The organism is Nostoc sp. (genome assembly GCF_036917635.1).
Taxonomy (GTDB): domain Bacteria; phylum Cyanobacteriota; class Cyanobacteriia; order Cyanobacteriales; family Nostocaceae; genus Nostoc.
Window position 1 is genome coordinate 1 of the sequence record NZ_JBALCW010000059.1, and the last position, 22,462, is coordinate 22,462.

Below are 22,462 nucleotides of genomic sequence, written 5' to 3' on the forward strand. Positions count from 1 at the left end.
TCTGCTGCCAGGTTGGATTAGCTATGTACGGACTTACACCGTGATTCACTAATCAACGAATCGCACTACACGCGCTTTTGAAGGCGGAAAAGGTTACGGCGGAATTTCTTCCACGGTAAGGCTCTCCAAGATTCACTAGTTTTTACACTGTGTCTAATCATTTTCTCTTCTGGAGTTTGTGTATTCTGAACACCTCAGACCAGTTACGGTCTGTCCTACCCGAATCAAAGGATTTCCGTATCCCGTCTTACCTACCTGGAGTTCGACTTCCCCAAGACCCTTGACTCGTTTTTATTCGTTCCCTCGGTTTGATTGATTGTTCCGTTAGATGTAGCCATTTCAACTACTGGATTCCCTTGACTCTTGCCGTTATTTATACGATATTCGGCGGGAATTATCTCCAGTGAAGTCAGGGGTTTTAGTGTTATGCCCTGCTTTCTACTGAGTTGCTTTTCTAGGCTCTATTTCATCATGGGAACTCCCTGTTAACGCCAGTGTCAGCCCATAACGGCTGTCTGATTGCGCCCAGTTAAGAGCTTCACTCTACAAGAAACGAGCTTGTTCGGTGTGGGCAGGTAAGGAGTCAATTCTGAGTCTGAATGGTAGGGCTTTCACCTACATCAAACCAAGAGTTCAGCCTTTTAGTGACAGTAATCTGCTGTCGGGCTGGATTAGTTATTTACGGACTGGATACCGTGATTCACTAATCAACGAATCGCACCATACAAATAGATGGGTTCTGGAGGGTTGCATAAACCTAGTTTAATTTCAGTAATCATGTTTTTTTTGTGTGATAATTAGTGGTTTGTAGTGGAATCTGCTTTCTTTCTAAACAGAATCTTCTCGATTGCGGTCTAATTCCCATTGCAGATAAATCAGCGCAGTGCTTGCATCAGCAATGTTTAAATCTGGTTGATACCCTATTTCTAGTAGTTGCTCGTAGTCGGGGTGCGTAGCAATAAGGGATATCAGATTTTGGGCAATTTCAACTAGGTGGTCGAGATGTGGGTTAGATAAATCAAAGCCGAGTCTGGAACATAAATCTTTAGCTTTAACCCCAATGATTCCTGGTTCAATTTCCGTGGTTAACTCTTCAAGTAGAGATTGAAAAGTAGGGTGTTCATCGGCGATTTCAACCTCAAATAAATCTGCACTCTTTGTAAGGGTGGTTGCCCAAGCAGGTAATGTCTGTGGAATGGTCTTAGCGTAAAGTTTCATGATTTTGTCCTCTGGGATTAATAACTTAAAAATCCTCGGCAATCTCCAACAAAAAGCCGCGCCCAGTATTCTGCACTTGCACCAGTTCTCTATCCAACAGGGTTTGAATCACTGAATTGGAGAATTGGAATTGAAGCCGATGTAATGGAACACAACCACCGCAAAACTGAAGTACACGCAACAAGTGACTGGCTCTGCGCTCGAAGCTGCAATCAACCGTCTTAGGCATTCCCTGCTCCTCCAGTGATTGCAGCTAACTGTCGTTGTAGAATAGAGATTTGCTGTTGGTAAAACTCTATTTCTGCGGTGATTTCTGAAAGTAATTCTTTTGGGGTAAGCGGTTGGATTTGATTCTCTTGAAAGTGGAATAATTCATCAGAGTTTTTATGAGGCATCACGGCATAACGCCAACCAGCATCAAATTGTTCAGCCAGTTCTGTACCATTGGGGTAGTATTGAAGCCCCAGAATAATGCCCTGGTTTGTACGCTGTGACAAAGCAAAGCGAGGGTAGTCCCAGTGTGGGGGGATTGAGATTGTGGGTTGCATTGTGATTTATGATTGTTGAGGATGGTTTAGGGCGATCGCTTGACATGATAGCGATCGCCGTTGTGAGAATTAGGCTGTTACTAATTGCCGTAACTGTCCCCACTCCTCATTTGTCAGCATTTCAAAGGGTCGGTCTAGCATTTCTTCGTAGTCAGCCGCCTCTGCATGGGGCATCGTGTCCACCATCGACAGCCAGTACACGGCATCCATTGCCGAGTTACAGGGTATGCGCTGTTGGATTGCGTCTGCGGCGCGTGTGAACCACCAGCCAGCGTCAGTATGTCCCACTTCACCTAGTTTGATGTCGTCGCGGTAGATGCCATCGTCGAGGATTTCAAAGCCGTACTTCTCGCACTCGTTGAAAATCTGCGCCATGATTTCGTTTTCAGTGATGCTTGGTGCTTCAGTTTGGGCGGGGACTGGTTCGTTTAGCGTTCCATCCTGGTGATGCCAACTGATGTAGCGGTAGCATCTCATCCAAGTGTTTGCGCGGAATTTTTCTATGCCGTTGACTATGACTAGCCAAGGTTGGGTTAGGTCATCATCGTGGGTGATGCTGGCTATCAGTTTAAGACCCGCGTAGAATTCGTGGTCGTAGAAGCTGATTTCGACGGTTGTCAGTTCTTCGGGGGCGATGGCTTGGGCTTGGGCAGTGACGTCGAGTTCTGCTTGGGCTGTGGTTTGTTCGTCCGGGGTAGCAGAGATGAGTTTCTGAACCTTGCTTGCCTGATAATCAGCGATCGCAGTAATCCATGCATCCTTACAGCGTTTGTCAGCCACCTCAACTGTGCAGGCGATTTCGCTGTAGATTTGCTTGAGTCGGGCAATAGATTTCAGTTGCAGCTGTTGATAAGTGTAGATAGCGTGAGTCATAATTAAGATTCCCTGTACGAGTGTATGGGTTTTTCAAAAGGCGATCGCACGAAGTTTTCCAGCCTGTGAGCGGTCGCCTTTTGTTTGTCTCTATGATTATTATATTAGTCGCTACGACTAATGATGTCAAAGTATCGACTAATATATACTTCGATAAGATTTATGCTATAGTCGCAGCTACTAAGGGGCAAACACAAGGAGGTGTAAGGTTAAAGATGCCGATATTAATAAAAGAATCAATGCCGATTAAGTGGCGCTTGGCTGTATTGATGGCTGATAGAGAAATTGATTATAAAGAGCTTGCCGAGATGACAGGTATGCATCCTGTGACTATCAGCAAGCACAAAAATATTCGTGTGATGCCAGAGAGGTTAGAGAGAGAGACATTGGAGAAATATTGCAAAGCTCTTAGCTGTCAACCCGGTGATTTGTTAACTTATGTGCCGGATGAACCGAAAGGGCAAACATCATAGTGTATCGCTTTTGACAAACATCTGCTAGCTGAGAAGTCAAAAGCATTTTTCCTATGAAGCTGTATCTCTCTTATGAAAGCTCGATTTTGAGAATTGATTTGCGATCGACTCTAAGCAATGGCACTTAACCAAAAGAGGTGGAAAAATGAATAAACCACCCCGTAAGCGCAACAAAGCCACCTCTGCCGCATCTACCGATTCAACTTCAGCAGCTAGCTCTGCAAACGAGGATATCTCCCAGCAAGAAGACCCAGGTTCAGCAACAATTACGGTTACTGCTGTTGAAGTTCCAGAGTTGACAGAGGAAGAACAGCGCGATCGCTTACATCTAGAGCGGCGTGTGGAAAAAGCAGTTTTTGAAGCTGGTAAGGCGTTGATGGAATTACGCGATCGCAGATTATATCGTTCGACGCATTCAACCTTTGAAGAGTATTGTAAGGACAGGTTTGGATTTAAACGCCGTCATCCTTATAGATTAATAGAAGCTTCGGCTGTGTTTGATAACCTGATGAGAATGTGTCCCAATGGGACACAAACTGAAACTGAATCAAGCGACGCGGAAATTTATCCTAATGGGACACAAACTGAAAACGGGGAAATGTGTCCCATTGGGACACAAATTTTGCCTACGACTGAACGGCAGGTTAGACCGATAACAAAGCTGGAACCTCAACAGCAATGGGAAGTATGGCAGACGGCAGTGGAAGAAGCTGGAGGTAAAGTACCATCTGCTAGAGTTGTAGGCGATGTAGTACAACGGATCATGGAACGGACAAAAGCGCCAAATCCTTATCGTGTTGGCGAAGTCTGCCAGATTTTAGCTAAGGATAATCCCGAACTCAGAGGCAAAGGTGGGTGTTGGGCAATTGTCAGCGCAGTGAACGAGTTTAGCTGTACAGTGAGAATGTGGGATGGTGAGTACACTGTTGGGTTGCAGCATCTGAAGTCCTTCAACTACCTGCCTGCCGAGTGTCAGCAGATGCTCTCGATTTGCGAGAGTATTTAATGATTGATGCGGCTGAAGTGAGGATTTTCCTAGAAGAAATTCTGGTTTATCTATCATGTACTAGGCAAGTCGCCTTCATATAAGACATTATCTATACTGAGTACCCACGGGATACCTTTGTCAACTGGAGAACTGACAGTAATTTTAGCTCTGTTGCTAAACTGTTTTAACTTGTCAGCAAATTGGGGAACAGTTTTCATGATCTGACGATAACTTGCCATATTATTACAAATCAGGATCAAGGTCAAAACGCCACTATTGATTTGGAAATACCAATGACAACTCGCTAACAAAATACGTGTCATTTTGTCGCACGTTAAGAAAAAGCTTTTTTTAGTTACTTCTTCAAGCTGTCTAAACAATATTTCACTCAGCTTTATTGTTTGAGGCGAAGGCAAATCATCTGGATGCAAGCATGGTTGAGTCATAAGGTTTGGGCAAGCTTCAAAAAGTAATGAAGCTGCGGTGAAGATTGGTAATTAAGGTTTTTTGCAGATTGAAGATTGCAGAAAAATCTGCTTATAATAGCTGGGTTTATTGTTCTTGGGTAACAATCCACAACAAGTCTAACCACAACTGGGGATAAGTTTGCTTGAGATTGGATCGGGGATCGCGCATCAAGTTATTGGCATTCAAGCAAACAACCTCAACTAGCCCCAGATATTCTGCTACTTCTCTAATGAGATTTTTTTGTTCTACTACAGCACTCATTAGTCTATCAGGGCAGTAAATTCCAATGTATTTTGCATAGTGGATACAATTTACTCTTGTTAAGTGAGGATGAGGATTAATCACCTTCACATAACATTGGCTTAACAGTTTCCATGCCCGTGGGTGAGTGTATTCAATAATTACGTTAAATTGCTGGGCTAAGTCTTCTTCGGTAATCATTACTCTCTCCATTGCTTTGTTACTAAGAACAGTAATTTCATGTCATCTGTTGCATACTTTGGTAAATATCTAATTGTGCAAAAAATTAAAACAGCAATCTTTGCTGGTGCTATGTGCATATTCACTCTAGTCAAACCGGTAAATTTTAGTTAGGGGAAAATTTACCCCAAAAAGCGAAATTGGTTGGTATGTTTTCTATCGGCTTCTATTACTCGTCTATCAAGCATCAAAGCTGAAACCAATTTCTAAAACTGTATTAAACGCTACATTTTACCAATAAAGTTGGTATTGATTTTTTACTAGACAAATGCTCTGTTTATCGGAATTTGGGGCTTTTGAGCCAAAAGAGCAGGTAAAAAGTAACCATCCGCAAAAATAATTTGCGCTTGGCAAGCAAACTGGCAATTTTTGTGATAGTCTTTTTATATGGGGAATCAAGACAGCGAAGGCACAAAAACTCGTCAAAGAGAAATGATATAAACTCAAAGACTAGACTTTCGCCTTGGCAGATGCAATATTTAAATCCGCTACGGCTTTTTGAAACTAAGAGACAAAGCCAATGAAGCAGGATAGTGACCTCCGTAATAACTTGAAGTCGATTAGAACTCGCTTAGGCATGAGCCAACAAGATTTGGCTAACATCGCTAATGTGACTCGTCAGACAATTAGTGGTGTAGAGTCGGGACTATATGCTCCCTCAGTAGCCATAACACTTCGCTTGGCCAAAGCGCTTGGCTGTCAAGTAGAGGATCTATTCTGGTTAGAGCGAGATTTACCTGAAATTGAAGCAGTTCTTGCCAAACCCGTTCCTAACGGTCAGCAACTACGAGTTAGTGTGGCTCGTGTGGGCGGACAATGGATAGCTTATCCCTTGATTGGTAAGGATGCTTTTCGCCAAGATATGATTCCGGCTGATGGTGAAGGCACTAGTCAAACAGGTACAAATAAAGTTCGAGTCCGTCTTTTGGACGATAATCTCGACACACTTCACAACACCGTTGTGATTGCTGGTTGTGCCCCTGTAATTTCACTATGGGCAAGAGCCACCGAACGCTGGCATCCCCAACTGCGAGTCCAATATAACTTCGCCAACAGCATGGCTGCATTGCACAGTCTATGCAGAGGTGAGGCGCACATTGCTGGGATGCATCTGTACGATCCTGAAACTGGTGAGTATAATACTCCCTTTGTTCGAGATGTTCTGGCTGGAAGGGAAGCAGTTCTGATTACCCTTGGTGTCTGGGAGGAGGGACTTTTGTTGAAGTCAGGGAACCCAATGGGAATTAGAACAGTTAGCGACTTAGTTGCTGGGGGAGCGACTATTGTTAACCGCGAAATCGGTTCTGGTAGTCGGATGCTTTTGGAACAAACACTCCAAAAGGAGCAGATACCGTTCGATGCTGTTCAGGGCTTTGACAATATACTCAAAACTCACCAAGATGTTGCTCAAGCTGTAGTCAGAGGAGTTGCCGATGCAGGTATAAGTACGGCATCTGTAGCTACCGCCTTTGGGCTGGGATTTATCCCTTTACATCGGTCACGATATGATTTGGTGATTCTTAAGGAATATTTAGAAGAAGCACCAGTACAGCAGTTGCTCAGTACTTTGGGACATCGGATGGTTCACTCCCAATTTGAAATTCTTGGCGGTTACGATATCAGCAAAATTGGGGAAGTTGTAGCGACTGTTTAGAGTGGATTGCAATGGTTGGTTGTGTGATTTAGGGAAACTTGGCGTAAATTTAAATCCTGCTGCAACCACTAAGAGGTATGAGCAACCTTCTTTGTGATTACAACAACTGATAATGCTCAATTCGTAATTCGGATTTCAATTTGAGTTTCCGGCTTGGAATCTGTAGCTTTCTTTTTTCCAATTGGTATTACTACCGCTAGAGAAATCATTTGAGTGAGCGGATGGTAATACAAGCAATATTCCTTGAGTGATGTCTTATTGCTCTAGCCATTAGTCAGAAAAAACAATGACTAATGACCAACGAAAACTGACCACAACTTGAATATGTTCTTTCTTCGGACTCTTTTTGCTGTAGAACGAGCACCTCCAACGACGTTCTACATCAGGTCACTGCTGTAATTTTACAGCGCGAGTACCTCCGGTAGGCACAAAGTGCCAACGCTTCCGGTAGGCACACAGTACCAATGCCTGATAAACCGACAGACTCAGCAAACAAACAATTACAGGATTAATCATCATGTCCGACGGCAAAATTAGACAAATTGCTTTCTACGGTAAAGGCGGTATCGGTAAATCTACTACCTCCCAAAATACCCTTGCTTCTATGGCAGAAAAGGGTCAACGCATCTTGATTGTGGGTTGCGACCCCAAAGCTGACTCTACCCGATTGATTCTGCACTGTAAAGCCCAAACCACCGTGTTGCACTTAGCTGCTGAACGGGGTGCTGTGGAAGATATCGAACTTGAAGAAGTGGTAATCACTGGCTTCCGAGATATCAGATGCGTAGAATCAGGCGGGCCAGAACCTGGTGTAGGTTGCGCCGGTCGTGGTATCATCACCGCCATCAACTTCCTCGAAGAAAACGGCGCTTACGCAGACGTAGATTTCGTATCCTACGACGTATTGGGCGACGTTGTGTGCGGTGGTTTCGCTATGCCAATTCGTGAAGGTAAAGCCCAAGAAATCTACATCGTTACTTCCGGTGAAATGATGGCGATGTTTGCAGCTAACAACATCGCTCGTGGCGTTCTCAAGTATGCTCACACTGGTGGCGTGCGTTTGGGTGGTCTGATTTGTAACAGCCGTCAAACTGACCGGGAAGATGAACTGATTAGCACCCTGGCAGCCAGATTGAATACCCACATGATTCACTTCGTCCCGCGTGACAATATCGTGCAACACGCCGAATTGCGCCGGATGACGGTGAACGAGTATGCGCCTGACAGCAACCAAGCTAATGAATACCGCACATTAGCGGACAAGATTATCGGCAATACAAACCTTACAGTTCCCACACCCATCGAGATGGACGAGCTAGAAGATTTGTTGATTGAATTCGGTATCCTTGAAAGTGAAGAAAATGCTGCAAAAATGATTAGCCAAGCAGATGCTGCTAAGAAGCTAGAAGACGTTCAAGGCGAAGCACTAGAAGCAGTCAAAAAAGGAAACGTAGAAATAGTTTCCGGTAGCTAGAAGAAGTAAGTTTCTTGTTCAGACTCCGGTGCTAAATACAGAGTAAATATCAGGTGGGCAAAAATAGCCCACCCTTTCATGAATCTTTTAAAATGGAGGTAATCCAATAGCCGATCTTAACTTATGTTTGTTTCCAATTCACCGTGCTAACACTAATCTATTAAGGTCTAGACAGCAACATTAATACCTTAATAGTCTACTTCATGTTTTTGTTTTCTCCTTCTCTAACCTAGTTGGTGGTTATGTTTTAGGGAATGGGAAACTATTTTTCTCATTCCCTTTTATTCCATCCTTTAGATACACGGTTAATAAATGGAAATCATATCAAAGCCTTTTGAAATTCACTTAACACCTAATAACTTCTACCTATTGTCACCAAACAAATGAATCCCACATCAGGAAAAATCAACGATTCACTCAGTGACTCCAATTCCGAAGATGCTCGTCAGCAGCAGAAACTGCATAAAAAAAAGTCCTCCACACAATTACCTCAACCTGGAACTACTCAAGGGAGTTGCGCTTTTGATAGTGCAATGATTACCTTAGTACCAATCACCGATGCTGCTCATGTAGTTCACGGGCCAAGTGGCTGTGCTGCCAGTATTTGGGGAAGTTATAGCAGTCTCTCCTCTGGTTCAATGCTGTACAAAATACGTTTTACCAGCGACATAGATGAGAACGATATCATCTTCGGTGGAGCCAAAAAGCTGTACAAAGGCATTTTAGAATTAACAAGACGCTACAAACCTGCGGCAGTATTTGTTTACTCCACTTGCATCACTGCCTTGATTGGGGATGACATCGAGGGAGTTTGTAAAAATGCCACCGAGAAAACAGGAATACCCACTATCCCTGTACATTGTCCTGGCTTTATTGGGAATCAAAATTTGGGCAACCGTGTTGCTGGTGAAGCGTTGCTAGAACACGTTATTGGAACAGCTGAACCAGAGAATAGTACACCTAACGACATCAACCTAATTGGTGAACATAACATCGCAGGTGCAATATGGAATGTTCTACCGTTATTGGAGAAATTAGGTATCAGAGTTTTGGCAAAAATTACAGGCGATGCTGTCTACAAAGAAGTTTGCTATGCCCATCGCGCCAAACTTAACGTGATTCTCTCCTCTAAAGCACTAATCAACATGGCAAAAAGCATGGAGAAAAAATATGGCATTCCCTATATTGAAGAGTCTATCTATGGTGTAGAGTCAATCAATCAATGTTTAAGGAATATTGCGGCAAAGTTAGGCGGTTCTGATTTGCAGGAACGTACAGAAAAGCTAATTGTAGAAGAAACTGCTGCAATAGATGAAAAACTTGCTCTGTATATTACCCGATTACAAGGTAAGCGCGTTATCCTTTCTATTGGAAGTTTCAAGAGTTGGTTGATTATCTTTGCTGCTAAAAAATTGGGGATGGAAGTTATTGCTATTCTTACTAAGAATAATCCTGAGGAGGATAAAATTAGAGTCAAAAGTTTGCTGGATCAAGATGGCATCATTCTAGAACAAAATAGTTCTCAAGAAATCCTACAGATAATTAACGAAAATCAAGCTGATATGTTAATTGCTGATAAACGCCATCAAGACACTTCTCTCACAGCTAGGATTCCCTTTCTAGACATTAATCAAGAACGCAACCATGCCTATGCAGGCTATATGGGAATCTTAGAGGTAGCACGAGAATTGTATGCCGCTTTTTACAATCCTGTGTGGGAACAAGTATACCAGCCAGCCCCGTGGGAGGGAGATGAGGGAGATGGGGGAGCAGTGGGAGATGAGGGAGAAATTACTTCCTCATCCCCCTTATCTTCTCAAGAGGAGGAAATCTAATGGCGATTATTAGCGTTACGAGTACATCAGTTGCAGTTAATCCCTTGAAGCAAAGCCAAACTGTAGGTGCAGTTTTAGCCTTTTTGGGGTTGAAGGGAATAATGCCTTTATTACACGGTTCTCAAGGCTGTACTGCTTTGACTAAGGCAGTATTAGTAGAGCATTTCCGTCAGGCGATTCCCCTTTCCAGTACGGCGATGACTGAAGTTGCAACCATTTTGGGTGGCGAGGAAAGAGTTGAACAAGCAATCTTAACTTTGGTGCAGAGATCCAAACCAGAAATTATCGGTCTTTGTAGCACTGGACTTGTGGAAACCAGAGGTGATGATATGGGACGCTTTGTCAAAGAGATTCGCCACCGTCACCCAGAACTGGATTATTTACCAATTGTGCTTGTCTCTACACCAGATTTCAAAGGTACATTACAGGATGGCTTTGCTGGTGCAGTTGAGAGTATAGTCAGGGAAATTCCCCAAAAAAGCTCTAAGAAAGATGCTTGTGCCAGACAAATCACTATTTTGGCGAGTTCTGCCTTCACACCAGGGGATGTACAGGAAATCAAAGAGATTGTTACCTCTTTTGGACTTGTACCTATTGTTGTACCTGACCTTTCTGGCTCACTAGATGGTCATATAGAAGATTCTTCTAGTGCCATTACAGCTAATGGCACTACATTGGCACAGTTGCGATCAATTGGCAGTTCTGTATTCACTTTGGCGCTAGGTGATAGTATGCGGGCTGGGGCACAAATTTTGGAGCAGAGATTCAATATACCTTATGAGGTATTTGGTGAACTGACGGGACTAGCAGCAGTAGATAAATTTCTGCAAGCATTGGCGGATATCAGTGGTGTTAGCGTACCGGAAAAATACCGCCGTCAACGCCGTCAGCTACAACATGTAATGTTGGAGAATCACTTTTACTTTGGGTGCAAGCGAGTTTCTTTGGCGCTGGAACCAGATTTACTTTGGTCAACAGTTGCTTTTTTGCGATCGCTAGGAGTTGAGATTCACTCAGCGGTGACAACAACACGCTTTCCTCTACTAGAAAAACTGCCGATCAAGAGCGTTACTATCGGCGATTTGGAAGACTTTGAACAATTGGCGGTTGGGTCTGATTTACTAATTACCAACTCTCATGGAGTAGCGATCGCTCAACGCTTAAAAATTCCTCTCTACCGTCAAGGTATTCCCATTTTTGACCGTTTAGATCATGGTCAGTTTACCAAAGTTGGCTATCGAGGTACTATGCAACTTTTATTTGATATTGGCAACCTGTTTTTAGAGCAGGAGATAAAGGTTAAGCATTAAACAGATCAAAATTCCCAATTGCTACTTTCAGCATGAAAGTTATAACTATGAATACAAGTTGGTATGAACAAGAGCTAGTCAAAGAATTCAAAACGGTTATTGCTCATTCTTTCCCACAAGTCGAGGAATTGCTAAAACACTGTCATCTTAAACTCATCGAGTCTTATTGGGGAAGACCTCGTGTTCACTTTCTCCCATACTTCACAATTTATTGCCCTGACAATCTGATTGCTGCTGTCAAAGCCCAGATATCTATACTCAGAGAAGTCGCAGAATATGCAGGATTAGTTGAGGTTGTCTGCCTAAATGCTACACATCTGCTGCGAGATCCGATGTCGAAGGTAAAGCAGACAGATCCGCGTTTGTGGTTAGAACTGCAATGGCTTGCAACACAAAAACAAGAACATTTACTATGATTTCCCGACTTTGGGTGCAACTACAAAAGTGCTTGTTGCGCCATCTATTCAAAGATGGCGTGATGAAAACACTCAGGAGCATTGTTTTTTTTGACTAATAATTCCCAATTCCTAGTTATTTGCTATGAATAAATCCCCCCTTCCCGCAGATGATTTGCCTCCAACTGGATCACCTATACTTAACGAGTTATTCTACAGGCAACTAGAAGAAGCTACTTGCAGGCGATTTTATCAAGCCTGCGGCCCAATTATGCGAGTTTTACTATCAAATTGTCACTGGTATTTCAAGATAAATACTAGTCCTCTGATGTTACTCATTATCTGCTATGACATAGAAAGTTATCTGCATATAGTTGATGCTATTCCCCAGTTCATCAAAAAGCTGAATCAGTTTTCCAACAAAGCCAAAATTCACCTTTTTTCACCAGATTATAAAGGAGAACCTTGGGAAATCAAGATTGAAGAAACATCAGATGATGAAGCCTAGTCAAACAGGTGAATAGGCAAAAATTTGGTATTAATCAAGGCAGTAGTATTTCACTTTTTTTAGTGCTTACCCCTTATAAGCTATTCCACATTTAAATTGCATAATTAGGGTGTGCTTTTCGGCCCATTCCACAAAAATTATAAAAATTTGAGATATGCAAACTAGATATGGTTTAGCTCACTATTCCATCAAAATTAAGCGCAGAGGATCTAAACGCACATACCAAGGAAAAGGTTCGTCTTTTATGGTTGCCCATTTTTCCTTGAAGACTTCTGCTTGCAGATGGTAATCCTGGTGACTATTACTAGCAGAATGTAGTTTTAAAAATAACGTCATCCGGTGAGGTGTTTCAACTGTCTGTGCTAGCCAGCAGGGAAAGGTATTCACTTGTGATGAGTCGTTGGTAAATATGATTTGATGAGCGCGAATGCCAACGTGGGATAATTCGCTGTTGATGGGTTCAATTACTTGGAGGCTACAACCCCAATCAACTGCTTGCACCTGATTTGATGATTCAAAAACAACACGAGAGAAGTTCTTGCACCCGGTTAATTGGGCGACACCTACATTGGTGGGATGTTCAAAAATATCGTATTTGGAGCCATAATGCACTGCTAAACCATGTTCTAATGCCAATAAGCTAGGGCAAATCTGGTAAGCTTCTTCCATATTATGGGTAACAAATAGAGTTACGCCTTGGTAATGAGCTAGAGTTTCTGTCATTTGCTGTTCTAGTTGACTACGCAAGTGGGTATCGAGTGCGGAAAACGGCTCATCCAGTAGCAATGCTTCTGGCTGGCTTGCCAATGCTCTGGCTAAAGCTACCCTTTGTTGTTGACCTCCAGATAATTGGTGCGGATAGCGTGAGCCTAATCCCTCTAACTGCATGGCTATTAGCTGTTCTTCTAAGAGCGCCCTGATATTAAGAGCAGATAATCCTTTGGGTAAGCCGAAAGCAATATTTTGCGCCACACTCATGTGTGGGAAGAGGGCATAGTTCTGCACTAAAAAACCGATGCGGCGATCGCGGCTTGGCAGATTTATTCGTTGTTCTGAGTCAAACAGGACTCTGCCATTTAAGACTATACGCCCACGATTGGGCGTTTCTATGCCGGCAATGCAGCGCAAAATCATGCTCTTACCTGCTCCAGAACCCCCCAACAATCCCAAGGGTTGTTCATTGGTGTTAAAGGACACTTTGAGATGAAAACTCGGCAGTCGTTTTTCAATATCCACAAATAGTCCTACTGCGGAGTCAGGTACAGACAATGAAAACGATTCACTCCCTTGTCTCCCTTGTCTCCCCTGTCCCCCTCGTCCCCCTTGTTCCCCTCGTCCCCCTTGTCCCCTCTTCTCTCTAACTTCCTGCCAATAGCTGACTGCAATAATTCCAGATAGAGAAATTACCATAATAGCGATCGCCCAAAACCAAGCTTCGTCCATTGCTCCCGCTTCCACAGCAAAATATATTGCCATTGGAATCGTTTGCGTTTGTCCTGGGATATTGCCCGCCAGCATCAACGTGGCACCGAATTCACCCAAAGCACGGGCAAAGGCGAGAGTTGTAGCCGCTACAATTCCGGGCAGTGCTAGAGGTAGACTGATGCGCCAAAAGATTGCCATTTCTGTTGCACCAAGAGTTCTGGCTACCCGCAAGAGATTAGTGTCAATCTGTTCAAACGCTCCCAATGCAGTTTTATACATTAATGGGAAGGAAACAATTGTAGCTGCGATCGCTGCACCATACCAGGTAAAAACGATGCTGAAGTCTAAAGGCTCCATGAGTTTACCTACAGGGCCATTTTTACCAAAAAATAGCAGCAGTAAAAAGCCGACAACTGTGGGGGGTAAAATCAGAGGAGCAACAAAGACACCCTCAATCAAGGATTTACCTTTGCCGCGATATCCCAGCATCCAGTAGGCAGCCCAAATGCCAAGGAAGAAGGTAATGAATGTTGCAAGTAATGAAGTTTTAAGTGATATCCAGAGGGGCGATAAATCCAGTGGCATAGTTTTGTGGATAAGAACGGTGCTTATTAGGGCTGGTTTGAGTAGTGCGTTGAATCCTCAACCAGCCTTGTCAAAATAATTCGTAATTGATAATGCGTAATTCGTAATTGATAATGCGTCATTACGAATTACGAATTGGTTTAATTACCAGCTACAGCAAATCCCTGTTTTTCAAACACAGTTTTGGCTTCATTGCCCGATAAAAACTGCACAAAATCCTTAGCGGCATCGACATTTTTACTGTTTTTGAGAACCGTGATGGGATAAACGATGGGAGAATGGGTTTTTTCAGATGCAGTTGCTACAATTTTGACTTTTGGCGTACTTTTGGCATCTGAGAGGTAGACGATCCCAGCATCAGCATTGCCTGATTCTACGTAATTGAGAGCTTGACGAACGTCTTTGGCATAGACGGCTTTGCTTTTAATTTGGTCAAGAATTTTTAATGAAGTTAAGACTTGTTGAGCGTATTGTCCAGCGGGGACACTTTTAGGTTCGCCTAGAGCAATTTTCTTAATGCGTGATGAAGTTAAGTCTTTGAAATCAGCCACAGTTGTGGAATTTTGCGGTACTATCAACACCAATTGATTTTTCAGTAAGTCCTTGCGAGTCCCATCAACTAACAAACCTTTTTTCTGTAAAGCATCTATCTGTTTACTTGCAGCTGAGATAAAAACGTCAACTCCTGCACCTTGTTCAATCTGTTGTTGCAAAGCGCCCGATGAACCAAAGTTGTAGCTCAGAGTAACATTTGGCTTTTCCTTACTGTAGAGAGGTTTGATTTCGTCCATTGCATCTCTGAGGCTAGCAGCTGCTGATATCGTCAAATTTGCTGTTTGGGCTGCTGGGCTAGCAGTTGAGGATGGGTTAGATGTAGTCGTTTGACTACAGCCGACGATTAGTAAAAACGAGATAAATACCCAACTCACAAAAGTCAAGATGCGTTTATTAATCATTTGCAGCCTCTCAAGCGTTTTTTCTTAATTAATTCATAATTTACCAACGTAGTAAGCTAGAAGCCAAAAAAATTGGTAAAAAATTACAGATTACTACTCAGGACTGACTGTTATCAATAACTGTGCCGATACTGACTAAAATTTTGCCAGATATTTACCAACTTATATGGTAAAAATATGAAAACCTGGTAATAATAGTGCATCGGGTGTTTTTTAGTACCAACAAATTTAGCAATTAAGTTGGTCTAATAGTATTTGGGGTGTGAGGTTAATGTCTGGTTTTTTACATAATTCAGCTAGAGAGGCTGCAAGAGCTAACGAGTATACAGCATCGGGTGGACGAAGGCTTCAGGACAATGCGATTTTCAGCGATCGCATCCGCTTGAATCTAATTAGTAGTTTTACCGGCAAAGACCAGTTATTTACCCGTTTAGAAGCGAACAACACTATAGCCTTTAGTGGGGCAGTCACAGGTACAAACATGACCCGTGTATCGTGGGACGGTAACAACGACAACACCATTGTACTAGGCAAATTATATTATCGCTTCCCGGTAGGTGACAAAATCAATGTCATTGTTGATGCTATTGGTGGGGAGTTCTACGACAACTTCAACACTATTAACCCTTTACTGTCCTCAACCCCAATTGGATCTCTTTCGCGGTTTGGTCGATTCTCCCCTATTTACCGCGCCAGTAACACAGGTTCTGCTAGTAATACAGGTTCAGGGGTCAGCGCCATCTTTAAATTGAGCGACGCGATTACTTTATCTGGGGGTTATCTTGCTAGAAGAGCTAACGATCCTAGTGCTGGTGCAGGGCTATTTGATGGTAGTTATGGTGCTTTAGCTCAATTAGCATTCCAGCCCAACCAAAACTTAACTCTTGCTTTGAGCTATGCACACTCTTACTTTACTGGTAGTAATAATGATGTTTCCGTTTCAGGGGCTTACGGTAGTGTTTTCGCTAATACCCCATTTTGTGCTGGTGTTGCCACTTCAGCCAATCATTATGGGATAGAAACCAGCTATCGTTTTAACCCCCAATTGGTACTTTCTGGTTGGGTTGGGTATACTCAAGCGATCGCAGAGGTTAGTTCTGGTGCAAATGTTAATAGAGGTGATAAGGCAGATATCTGGAACTGGGCGGTCACTTTAGCTTTCCCGGATTTAGGCAAAAAGGGCAACTTGGGAGGTTTAATCTTTGGTCAACCACCCAAGGTGACAAGTAATGACTTTGGCCCTGCTGTTCTCACTCCTACTAGTAATCGTCGTGAAGATAGCGATACATCTTTCCATTTAGAAGGACTATATCGCTACCAAGTGAATAACAATATCTCAATTACACCAGGCTTGATTGTGATATTTAACCCAGAACAGAACAGCAATAATGACACTATCTATACAGGAGTTGTTCGTACTACATTCCGATTCTAGATAATTTTGCATTAAAAAGACGGCAGTCGTTACAACAGGGAGACAGTCTGCTAGGTGGCTTTGCCGACTTGTTAATAGAATGCCTTCCCGAATTGTAGAGACTGCCGTTGCAGAAGGAAATATGAATTTTTACCCAAATATTGTTCTGAAATGTAGCAAGATCCTGTTCGCGTAGCGTCTCCGACAGGAGAAGGGTACTTAATCGAATTGGAATGACAACACCTCAAAAAAGATGAAGTAGCACCAATAACTTATCTTGCGTGTGTCAAATAACAGTCTGAAAAGTGGTTAATTGAACTAACTACTTTGTATTACTTCTATTACCAAATAAGTTGGTTTAAAAATATGTAAATACCAAACAAATTATTTAGTAAATTATTAGCGTATATTTTCTATATTAATAGTAAAAATTCATATATTTTCTAGATGTCCCAAGATAGTAATAAACTGCTGTACTAGTAATTGTTCCAAGTATTCTTTGAGAATTATCAAGTCATATCGCGCACTATGAAGGGGGATAAATCTCAACCCAAAGGCAGCAGTTATAGATGCCGTACTGATTCTTGCATCAGCCATTCCTGTATACCCCACTAGAAAGCAAATAATACCTAAAAGACCCCACAGCCTTGCTGCGGGGTTTATTTCATTGGGCATTCAACCCAGGACAAAGAGCAAACTGGCAGTAATAGATCGGTGCTGCTCTTTGAGCAGGGATGATCGAATAAAGGACTATCATGACATCTCCGCAGAGGGAGCAGCACCAGATTTGCGACGCCGATAGCGTTCGCGCAGCGTCTCCAAGAGTTGCGTTAGCGAGTCCGCGTACTCTGTAAGAGTTGCAAGCTACGCTTTTAGCGTCTCGTAGAGAGCGTCATAGCCCGTCGTAGACATCGCTATATTTGCACATAGCTCTTTTAATAGTGCCTGGAATAAATACCAACTTTACAGGTACCAAATCAGAAAAGTGTATAGACAAGTACAATACTTGCTACCAACTAGGTGGTAAATTTTACGACTGATAAAGAATTAAAAAGCGATGAACTTAACACCCAGTGAGTTAGAACGCTATCACCGCCAAATGATGCTTCCCAATTTTGGAGAAGCAGGACAAAAGCGCTTGAAGTCTGCAACGGTTTTGGTTACAGGTGTAGGGGGATTAGGCGGTACATCAGCACTTTATTTGGCAGTAGCAGGTGTTGGGCGGCTAATTCTAGTTCGGGGTGGTGACTTACGGCTGGATGATATGAATCGTCAGGTTTTGATGACAAATGATTGGGTAGGTAAGCCAAGAGTATTCAAAGCCAGAGAAACTCTTCAAGCTATTAATCCTGATATTCGGGTGGAAGCAGTTCATGATTACGTTACAAAAGAGAATGTAGACTCTTTAGTGCAATCTGCTGATATAGCTGTTGATTGTGCCCACAATTTCACAGAACGGAACTTGCTCAATGAGGCTTGCGTGCGCTGGCAAAAACCAATGGTAGAAGCTGCAATGGACGGAATGGAAGCTTACCTGACAACCATTATTCCTGGCGTCACTCCTTGTCTATCATGCTTGTTTCTAGAAAAACCGGATTGGGATCAGCGTGGGTTCGCGGTTCTCGGTGCTGTTTCTGGGACATTAGCTTGTCTTAGTGCATTAGAGGTAATAAAGCTGATTACTAAGTTTAGTCAACCCCTACTATCACAACTGCTGACAATCGACTTAATGCGAATGGAATTTGCCAAACGACATTCTTATCGCGATCCTTCATGTCTGGTGTGTGGTAGCAGTTCTTGCTCGGAAAATTCGTAAATAGTTGGATAATCGTAGCGATCGCTCTATAAGCGGATCGCCACAACTTATCTGCTCACTTCGAGCTATTCTGTAGCAATTATGACATCTGAGGCTTTAATCACAGCGATCGCTTGTTTTCCCTCTTGAAGTTGGAGATGCTCTACCGACTCCTTGGTAATAATTGCAGTTACTTCCACCCCAGGCACAATTTCTAATATGACCTCAGAGTTGACTGCTCCTGGGTGAATTTTCTTAATAGTTCCTTTTAAGGAATTACGAGCGCTAACTTCCATATTTTGATCTTCCCTAGTTATAAGATAATTCTGAACTAGGTAATAGTAACAATTATCAGATTGTTGGATTATCCTCATTTAGTGAGATGTTATCTTCTCCCTTACAGAAGAACTTAGATATCATACTGGTATTAGAAAATGCTGAAAAAGTTGATAGGGGAATAGTAAAATGGACAGTTAAAGCTTGGCAGAACATTCATTCAAAACTGTTTTTAGTAATGTGTCTACTTAATTATTTTGGTGCATTCTGATAATTATTGGTACATAAGCTAATTATTATTCATTTTTCTAGAATGATTCACTCGTAGTAAGGACTATACAAATGATTGCCGCTGCCAACAATCATTTTCCGATCGCTGCAATTTTGATTCAGTTTATCCAAGATTTTAAACTTGTATATTTTGCTTTGGCTCTGCCAATTTTCTCTTGAGTGCTAAACCCATAGCTGCAGCTAGTAATAGTCCCCAAACATAGTTGGGTTCGGGTACTGATTTAGTGGGGCTAATAAAGCCATACTTATGCAAAATTTGCTGTCCTTTCTCTGACAAAATATAATCTGCTAGTTTCTGTGCATTCGGGTCAGCATTTTTGATAACTGTTAAACCGAATGGTGCTGCAACAGACAAATAATCTGGTAGCCCAACTACTTGCAGGCTCGGATCAATTTTTTGCGATGCGATCGCGCCAGTATAGTAACTTAAGAAAACATCTGCTTGCTGAGTGTTGTCTAGAAAATACACTAAGCTGTCTTGTCCTGATGGGACTATTGGGGAATTCGTTCCACCTGTTAATTGCAAGGCTTTACTATTGAGGGTATCAAAACTACCAGGGTTTTTTGAATTAGCTTGAGTAAATATCTGTTGAGTGTAGTCTCCAAGAGGATCTAATATAGGTGTTGCAATTCCCAACTTGATGTTGGGATTTAGTAAGTAATCTAACACCTGATTTGGTGTAATTTGTGCCTGAGAATACTTTGAGGAAAACACCGCTACAATCTGGTTTTGAGTAAATTCCACTGGCTGACTGCTCAACCCCTTAATGTAGAGTTTTTGGGGATTTCCAATATCTGCACTAGCAAAGACATCAGCAGTAGGCTGTCCCAGTTGGAGTTCTGTTTCTATTGCTTGCTCTCTAATCCCTGATGGCCCAAATACTGTATTCGTTCCTATTCCTGTTTCTTGGGTGAAGTCTTGGCTGATTTCCGTTAGTGCATTTCTTAAACTACCTGCTCCATATAAGTTGAGATTAGCTGCAAAAGCTTGATTTGGTGTCAGAACACTAAAGGCACAAGCTGCCAAAGAACCTGTCAAAAAATATTTTTTCATCTGTTCGCTAAAATCTTCAAGTTTTTGGGTATTTTATCCTCAAAGCTCACATTACCAATTAAGTTGGAAAAACGTCAATTACTTTATATCCCACATTCCGCACTTCAAAATGTATTATCTATCTTTTCAATAAAAATTCCTAATAATGTTCAAATTATTAAGTATTAATATTGAATACCATTGGCGATTTATGTTGTTGATTTAACCATTTTTTTCCACCTATGGGAAATCTACGCATATTACACGATGAAGTGCGGAAAGTCGGTTATATAGACAAATGTTGACTTTGTTACTTACAATCCTTGGTTATATAGGACTAGTATTTGATTTTTGAAATGCACGTAGTGAACTGTCTACGCAAAATAGTGCATTAGACGTAGAGGTAGGTTGGGTGGAGCGGAACGCAACCTGTAGATAGTAAAAATTCGTCAAATATTATAGATAGCCCTCCAATGAATTTACTGGAGGGTATTTTGTATTCTAAAAAGACTTTATCTCAACTATTCCTGCTTGTGTGGCAGCAACGAGAGGTGCAGCTGCTTATGGCGTCGATTTAGTCTGCGATCGCCCAGTTGAGACAAAGCAAAATTTTTTGACCACCAGTGCGACATTGTTTGTTTCCTTGAACACCCAATTTTCCCTACTGTACTATCAGTGAATATACTTGATATAGAATCCGTTTGAGAGATTGCTTTTGAACAGTTGCCGTCAAAAGTCAGATGCTTATACTTCTTTAAATAGAAAAATTATATTTTTAAAATAACTTTATACAAAATTTTCTCTATAGTACAGATGCATTAACCTACTTTCTTGGTACTTGAAGCGGTTTTATGGCAGTATAAGTACATAGATGACTGTATTTTTTATATAAAGATGCTTTCAAACTAGTTGTAATTGATTGGACATTAAAGTAGGTTTAAATACATAACTAACAAAGATTGCTTACCAGCTATGACTTCTTCTTACCCTATCTTCTGGATGGAGTGAAAAGCAAACCTTCAAACTGGGTGCAAAATTTGGAATTTCAAAAATTGTAGTAACTCGCACATTAAATATACGGAACTATTTCATGAATAAAAGGTACAAATTAGCACTAGCAACTGCTAGCATTGCTTTGGGTTTTGGTATAATCCAAGCTAAACCAGCACAAGCTGCCACATTTAGTGGTCCGATTAACATCTATGCTGCTGCCAGCTTGACCGACACCCTACCCCAGGTTGAGGCACTTTACCGGCAAAGCAACCCCGACGTCACCTTTACCAATACCTTCGGGGCTTCTGGTACTCTCGCTAATCAAATCCTAGCGGGAACAAATCCAAATCCAGTAGATATCTTCTTCTCAGTATCCCAAGCACCGTTAGATACTCTGGAAAATGCCGGCAAACTAATAGAAGGAACCAGGCAAAACGTACTAAAGAACACCTTGGCTATAATCACGCCGATAAATTCAACCATATCTATATCAAACGTTCAAGACCTATTAAAAGTGCGTCAAGTGGCTATTGGTGATCCTAGTGTTGTTCCAGCAGGAGTATTCGCCCAGGAATTATTTACCAATTCCGGGATATCGGGGCTAATCCAACCCCAACTTGTCTTCGGCTCGAATGTGCGTGATGTATTAGATAAAGTGTCAAGCGCCACTAATGATAGTATAGATGCGGGCGTTGTTTACACCACAGACGCTCTAACAGCACTTGATAAAGTCAAAATTGCATACACTCCGCCTATCAACCTTTACTCTCCGATTTTTTATGGCTCTGCTGTACTCAGACAAACTCAAAACCTAGACGCAGCTAGGGACTTCAACTCCTTTCTGAGCAGCTCTCAAGCGTCACCCGTGTTTCAGAGTTCTGGATTCTCTACTATCCCCGAACCTATGACTACTGGTGGCTCAATAGCAGTAGGTATAGTCGGCCTTATGATGAAGCGAAAGGTAAAGGCAAAAGCCAAAGCTAAACCAGCAGTGGATTAAAGGTTTTTGGCTGTATTCTCAATCAAAATTGAACGTTGGTTCAGCAGTAGCAGGGGCAGGGGCTCTGGTTGGTTCACCAGTAGCAGGGGCACGGCACTGCCCATACGTGTCAACTTAACGTGAAACCTTCGCAATGAGGTTATATCAAGCCTACTCAATTACCAATTAAGTCCTCGGAACCCCACCCCGCTTTTGTCTAGCGACAAAATCCCCCCTCCCCGTTCACGGGGCTACGGTGTACACACAAGTCGAATTACCCCCCTTAATCCCCCTCACAGGTGTAGGTATTTAAAAAATGTGGCTGAAATAGGGTTTTTACGTTGGTTGAGAACTCAAATTTTAATTTCTGATTTCCCACCCAAAAACGAAGTTTCGTTATTTGAACCACGTTTAGAACTCTGTTTGAGAGTGCCCACTCATGCCCAAATAAAAAACCTACACCGTCAGCCTTAATCCCCCCGATGCATTAG

General features: G+C 42.2%; 23 protein-coding genes and 2 pseudogenes. 11 read left to right on the top strand and 14 right to left on the bottom strand.

The genetic code is table 11. The features are described 5' to 3' along the window. Positions 1 to 68 precede the first annotated feature (68 nt). The 5 genes and pseudogenes from V7K32_RS28790 to V7K32_RS15350 all read right to left on the bottom strand — a co-directional run. Positions 69 to 161, bottom strand: a pseudogene (locus V7K32_RS28790) (reverse transcriptase N-terminal domain-containing protein); the annotation flags it as partial. A 667-nt stretch (positions 162 to 828) separates the two neighbouring features. Beyond that, the gene (locus V7K32_RS15335; RefSeq protein ID WP_334994604.1) at positions 829 to 1,218 is read right to left on the bottom strand and encodes a hypothetical protein; all 390 of its coding nucleotides are present in this window, start codon (positions 1,216 to 1,218) and stop codon (positions 829 to 831) included. Positions 1,219 to 1,243: 25 nt separating this feature from the next. Continuing rightward, the gene (locus V7K32_RS15340) at positions 1,244 to 1,447 is read right to left on the bottom strand and encodes a hypothetical protein (RefSeq protein ID WP_334994606.1); all 204 of its coding nucleotides are present in this window, start codon (positions 1,445 to 1,447) and stop codon (positions 1,244 to 1,246) included. Then, complete coding sequence (locus V7K32_RS15345; RefSeq protein WP_334994608.1) at positions 1,440 to 1,766, bottom strand: hypothetical protein; 327 nt, start codon at positions 1,764 to 1,766, stop codon at positions 1,440 to 1,442. Before V7K32_RS15345 ends, V7K32_RS15340 begins: the two co-directional genes overlap by 8 nt. A gap of 69 nt (positions 1,767 to 1,835) precedes the next feature. Further along, positions 1,836 to 2,639, bottom strand: a complete 804-nt coding sequence (locus V7K32_RS15350) for a hypothetical protein (RefSeq protein ID WP_334994610.1) — start codon at positions 2,637 to 2,639, stop codon at positions 1,836 to 1,838. Positions 2,640 to 2,659: 20 nt separating this feature from the next. Between V7K32_RS15350 and V7K32_RS15355 the strand changes: the two genes are divergently transcribed. Both V7K32_RS15355 and V7K32_RS15360 read left to right on the top strand, forming a co-directional pair. Beyond that, positions 2,660 to 3,112 carry a helix-turn-helix domain-containing protein gene (locus V7K32_RS15355; RefSeq protein WP_334994612.1) on the top strand — a complete coding sequence of 151 codons (453 nt, stop codon included), beginning with the start codon at positions 2,660 to 2,662 and terminating at the stop codon, positions 3,110 to 3,112. 145 nt (positions 3,113 to 3,257) lie between these two features. Then, complete coding sequence (locus V7K32_RS15360; RefSeq protein ID WP_334994614.1) at positions 3,258 to 4,118, top strand: hypothetical protein; 861 nt, start codon at positions 3,258 to 3,260, stop codon at positions 4,116 to 4,118. 53 nt (positions 4,119 to 4,171) lie between these two features. Here the strand turns inward: V7K32_RS15360 and V7K32_RS15365 are convergent, their stop codons facing one another. Both V7K32_RS15365 and V7K32_RS15370 read right to left on the bottom strand, forming a co-directional pair. Continuing rightward, positions 4,172 to 4,546, bottom strand: coding sequence for a hypothetical protein (locus V7K32_RS15365; protein WP_334994616.1), 375 nt, complete (start codon positions 4,544 to 4,546; stop codon positions 4,172 to 4,174). Between the two features lie 106 nt (positions 4,547 to 4,652). Next, positions 4,653 to 5,009, bottom strand: a complete 357-nt coding sequence (locus tag V7K32_RS15370; protein ID WP_334994618.1) for a hypothetical protein — start codon at positions 5,007 to 5,009, stop codon at positions 4,653 to 4,655. Between the two features lie 559 nt (positions 5,010 to 5,568). On the opposite strand from V7K32_RS15370, the gene V7K32_RS15375 reads away from it, so the two are divergent. After that, positions 5,569 to 6,702: a substrate-binding domain-containing protein gene (locus tag V7K32_RS15375; protein WP_334994620.1), complete on the top strand. Its 1,134-nt coding sequence runs from the start codon at positions 5,569 to 5,571 to the stop codon at positions 6,700 to 6,702. Positions 6,703 to 7,089: 387 nt separating this feature from the next. On the opposite strand, the gene V7K32_RS15380 is transcribed toward V7K32_RS15375, so the two are convergent. Further along, positions 7,090 to 7,221: a hypothetical protein gene (locus tag V7K32_RS15380; protein ID WP_334994622.1), complete on the bottom strand. Its 132-nt coding sequence runs from the start codon at positions 7,219 to 7,221 to the stop codon at positions 7,090 to 7,092. On the opposite strand from V7K32_RS15380, the gene nifH reads away from it, so the two are divergent. The 5 genes from nifH (at position 7,220) to V7K32_RS15405 (ending at position 12,224) form a co-directional block, all read left to right on the top strand. Further along, positions 7,220 to 8,176: a nitrogenase iron protein gene (gene nifH / locus V7K32_RS15385; protein WP_334994624.1), complete on the top strand. Its 957-nt coding sequence runs from the start codon at positions 7,220 to 7,222 to the stop codon at positions 8,174 to 8,176. The two genes, V7K32_RS15380 and nifH, sit on opposite strands and share 2 nt — an antisense overlap. Before the next feature lie 383 nt (positions 8,177 to 8,559). Then, entirely contained in the window at positions 8,560 to 10,011 is a 1,452-nt protein-coding gene (nifE, locus tag V7K32_RS15390) for a nitrogenase iron-molybdenum cofactor biosynthesis protein NifE (RefSeq protein ID WP_334994626.1), read from the top strand. Beyond that, positions 10,011 to 11,321: a nitrogenase iron-molybdenum cofactor biosynthesis protein NifN gene (gene nifN, locus V7K32_RS15395; RefSeq protein ID WP_334994628.1), complete on the top strand. Its 1,311-nt coding sequence runs from the start codon at positions 10,011 to 10,013 to the stop codon at positions 11,319 to 11,321. Before nifE ends, nifN begins: the two co-directional genes overlap by 1 nt. 47 nt (positions 11,322 to 11,368) lie before the next feature. Beyond that, positions 11,369 to 11,737, top strand: coding sequence for a hypothetical protein (locus V7K32_RS15400; RefSeq protein ID WP_334994630.1), 369 nt, complete (start codon positions 11,369 to 11,371; stop codon positions 11,735 to 11,737). Between the two features lie 124 nt (positions 11,738 to 11,861). Then, positions 11,862 to 12,224 carry a hypothetical protein gene (locus tag V7K32_RS15405; protein WP_334994631.1) on the top strand — a complete coding sequence of 121 codons (363 nt, stop codon included), beginning with the start codon at positions 11,862 to 11,864 and terminating at the stop codon, positions 12,222 to 12,224. A gap of 180 nt (positions 12,225 to 12,404) precedes the next feature. On the opposite strand, the gene modB is transcribed toward V7K32_RS15405, so the two are convergent. Further along, complete coding sequence (gene modB / locus V7K32_RS15410) at positions 12,405 to 14,234, bottom strand: molybdate ABC transporter permease subunit (protein WP_334994633.1); 1,830 nt, start codon at positions 14,232 to 14,234, stop codon at positions 12,405 to 12,407. Between the two features lie 140 nt (positions 14,235 to 14,374). Then, positions 14,375 to 15,190 (bottom strand): molybdate ABC transporter substrate-binding protein, encoded by an 816-nt coding sequence (modA, locus tag V7K32_RS15415; RefSeq protein WP_334994635.1) that lies wholly within the window; start codon positions 15,188 to 15,190, stop codon positions 14,375 to 14,377. A gap of 271 nt (positions 15,191 to 15,461) precedes the next feature. Here modA (V7K32_RS15415) and V7K32_RS15420 point away from each other — a divergent pair, with 271 nt between their 5' ends. Then, positions 15,462 to 16,625 carry an iron uptake porin gene (locus V7K32_RS15420; RefSeq protein WP_334994637.1) on the top strand — a complete coding sequence of 388 codons (1,164 nt, stop codon included), beginning with the start codon at positions 15,462 to 15,464 and terminating at the stop codon, positions 16,623 to 16,625. Positions 16,626 to 17,051: 426 nt separating this feature from the next. Here V7K32_RS15420 and V7K32_RS15425 read toward each other — a convergent pair. Next, positions 17,052 to 17,207, bottom strand: a pseudogene (locus V7K32_RS15425) (substrate-binding domain-containing protein); the annotation flags it as partial. Positions 17,208 to 17,661: 454 nt separating this feature from the next. Between V7K32_RS15425 and V7K32_RS15430 the strand changes: the two are divergent. Continuing rightward, positions 17,662 to 18,420, top strand: coding sequence for a HesA/MoeB/ThiF family protein (locus tag V7K32_RS15430; RefSeq protein ID WP_334994639.1), 759 nt, complete (start codon positions 17,662 to 17,664; stop codon positions 18,418 to 18,420). A gap of 65 nt (positions 18,421 to 18,485) precedes the next feature. Here V7K32_RS15430 and V7K32_RS15435 read toward each other — a convergent pair whose 3' ends face one another. The 3 genes from V7K32_RS15435 to V7K32_RS28795 all read right to left on the bottom strand — a co-directional run bounded on the left by V7K32_RS15435 (position 18,486) and on the right by V7K32_RS28795 (position 20,631). After that, positions 18,486 to 18,695, bottom strand: coding sequence for a TOBE domain-containing protein (locus tag V7K32_RS15435; RefSeq protein WP_094352220.1), 210 nt, complete (start codon positions 18,693 to 18,695; stop codon positions 18,486 to 18,488). 386 nt (positions 18,696 to 19,081) lie between these two features. Next, positions 19,082 to 20,020, bottom strand: coding sequence for a molybdate ABC transporter substrate-binding protein (gene modA, locus V7K32_RS15440; protein WP_334994641.1), 939 nt, complete (start codon positions 20,018 to 20,020; stop codon positions 19,082 to 19,084). 500 nt (positions 20,021 to 20,520) lie between these two features. Further along, complete coding sequence (locus V7K32_RS28795) at positions 20,521 to 20,631, bottom strand: IS4/Tn5 family transposase DNA-binding protein (protein WP_442938750.1); 111 nt, start codon at positions 20,629 to 20,631, stop codon at positions 20,521 to 20,523. A 458-nt stretch (positions 20,632 to 21,089) separates the two neighbouring features. Here V7K32_RS28795 and modA (V7K32_RS15450) point away from each other — a divergent pair, with 458 nt between their 5' ends. Beyond that, positions 21,090 to 21,992 carry a molybdate ABC transporter substrate-binding protein gene (gene modA, locus V7K32_RS15450; protein ID WP_334994645.1) on the top strand — a complete coding sequence of 301 codons (903 nt, stop codon included), beginning with the start codon at positions 21,090 to 21,092 and terminating at the stop codon, positions 21,990 to 21,992. Positions 21,993 to 22,462 lie beyond the last annotated feature (470 nt).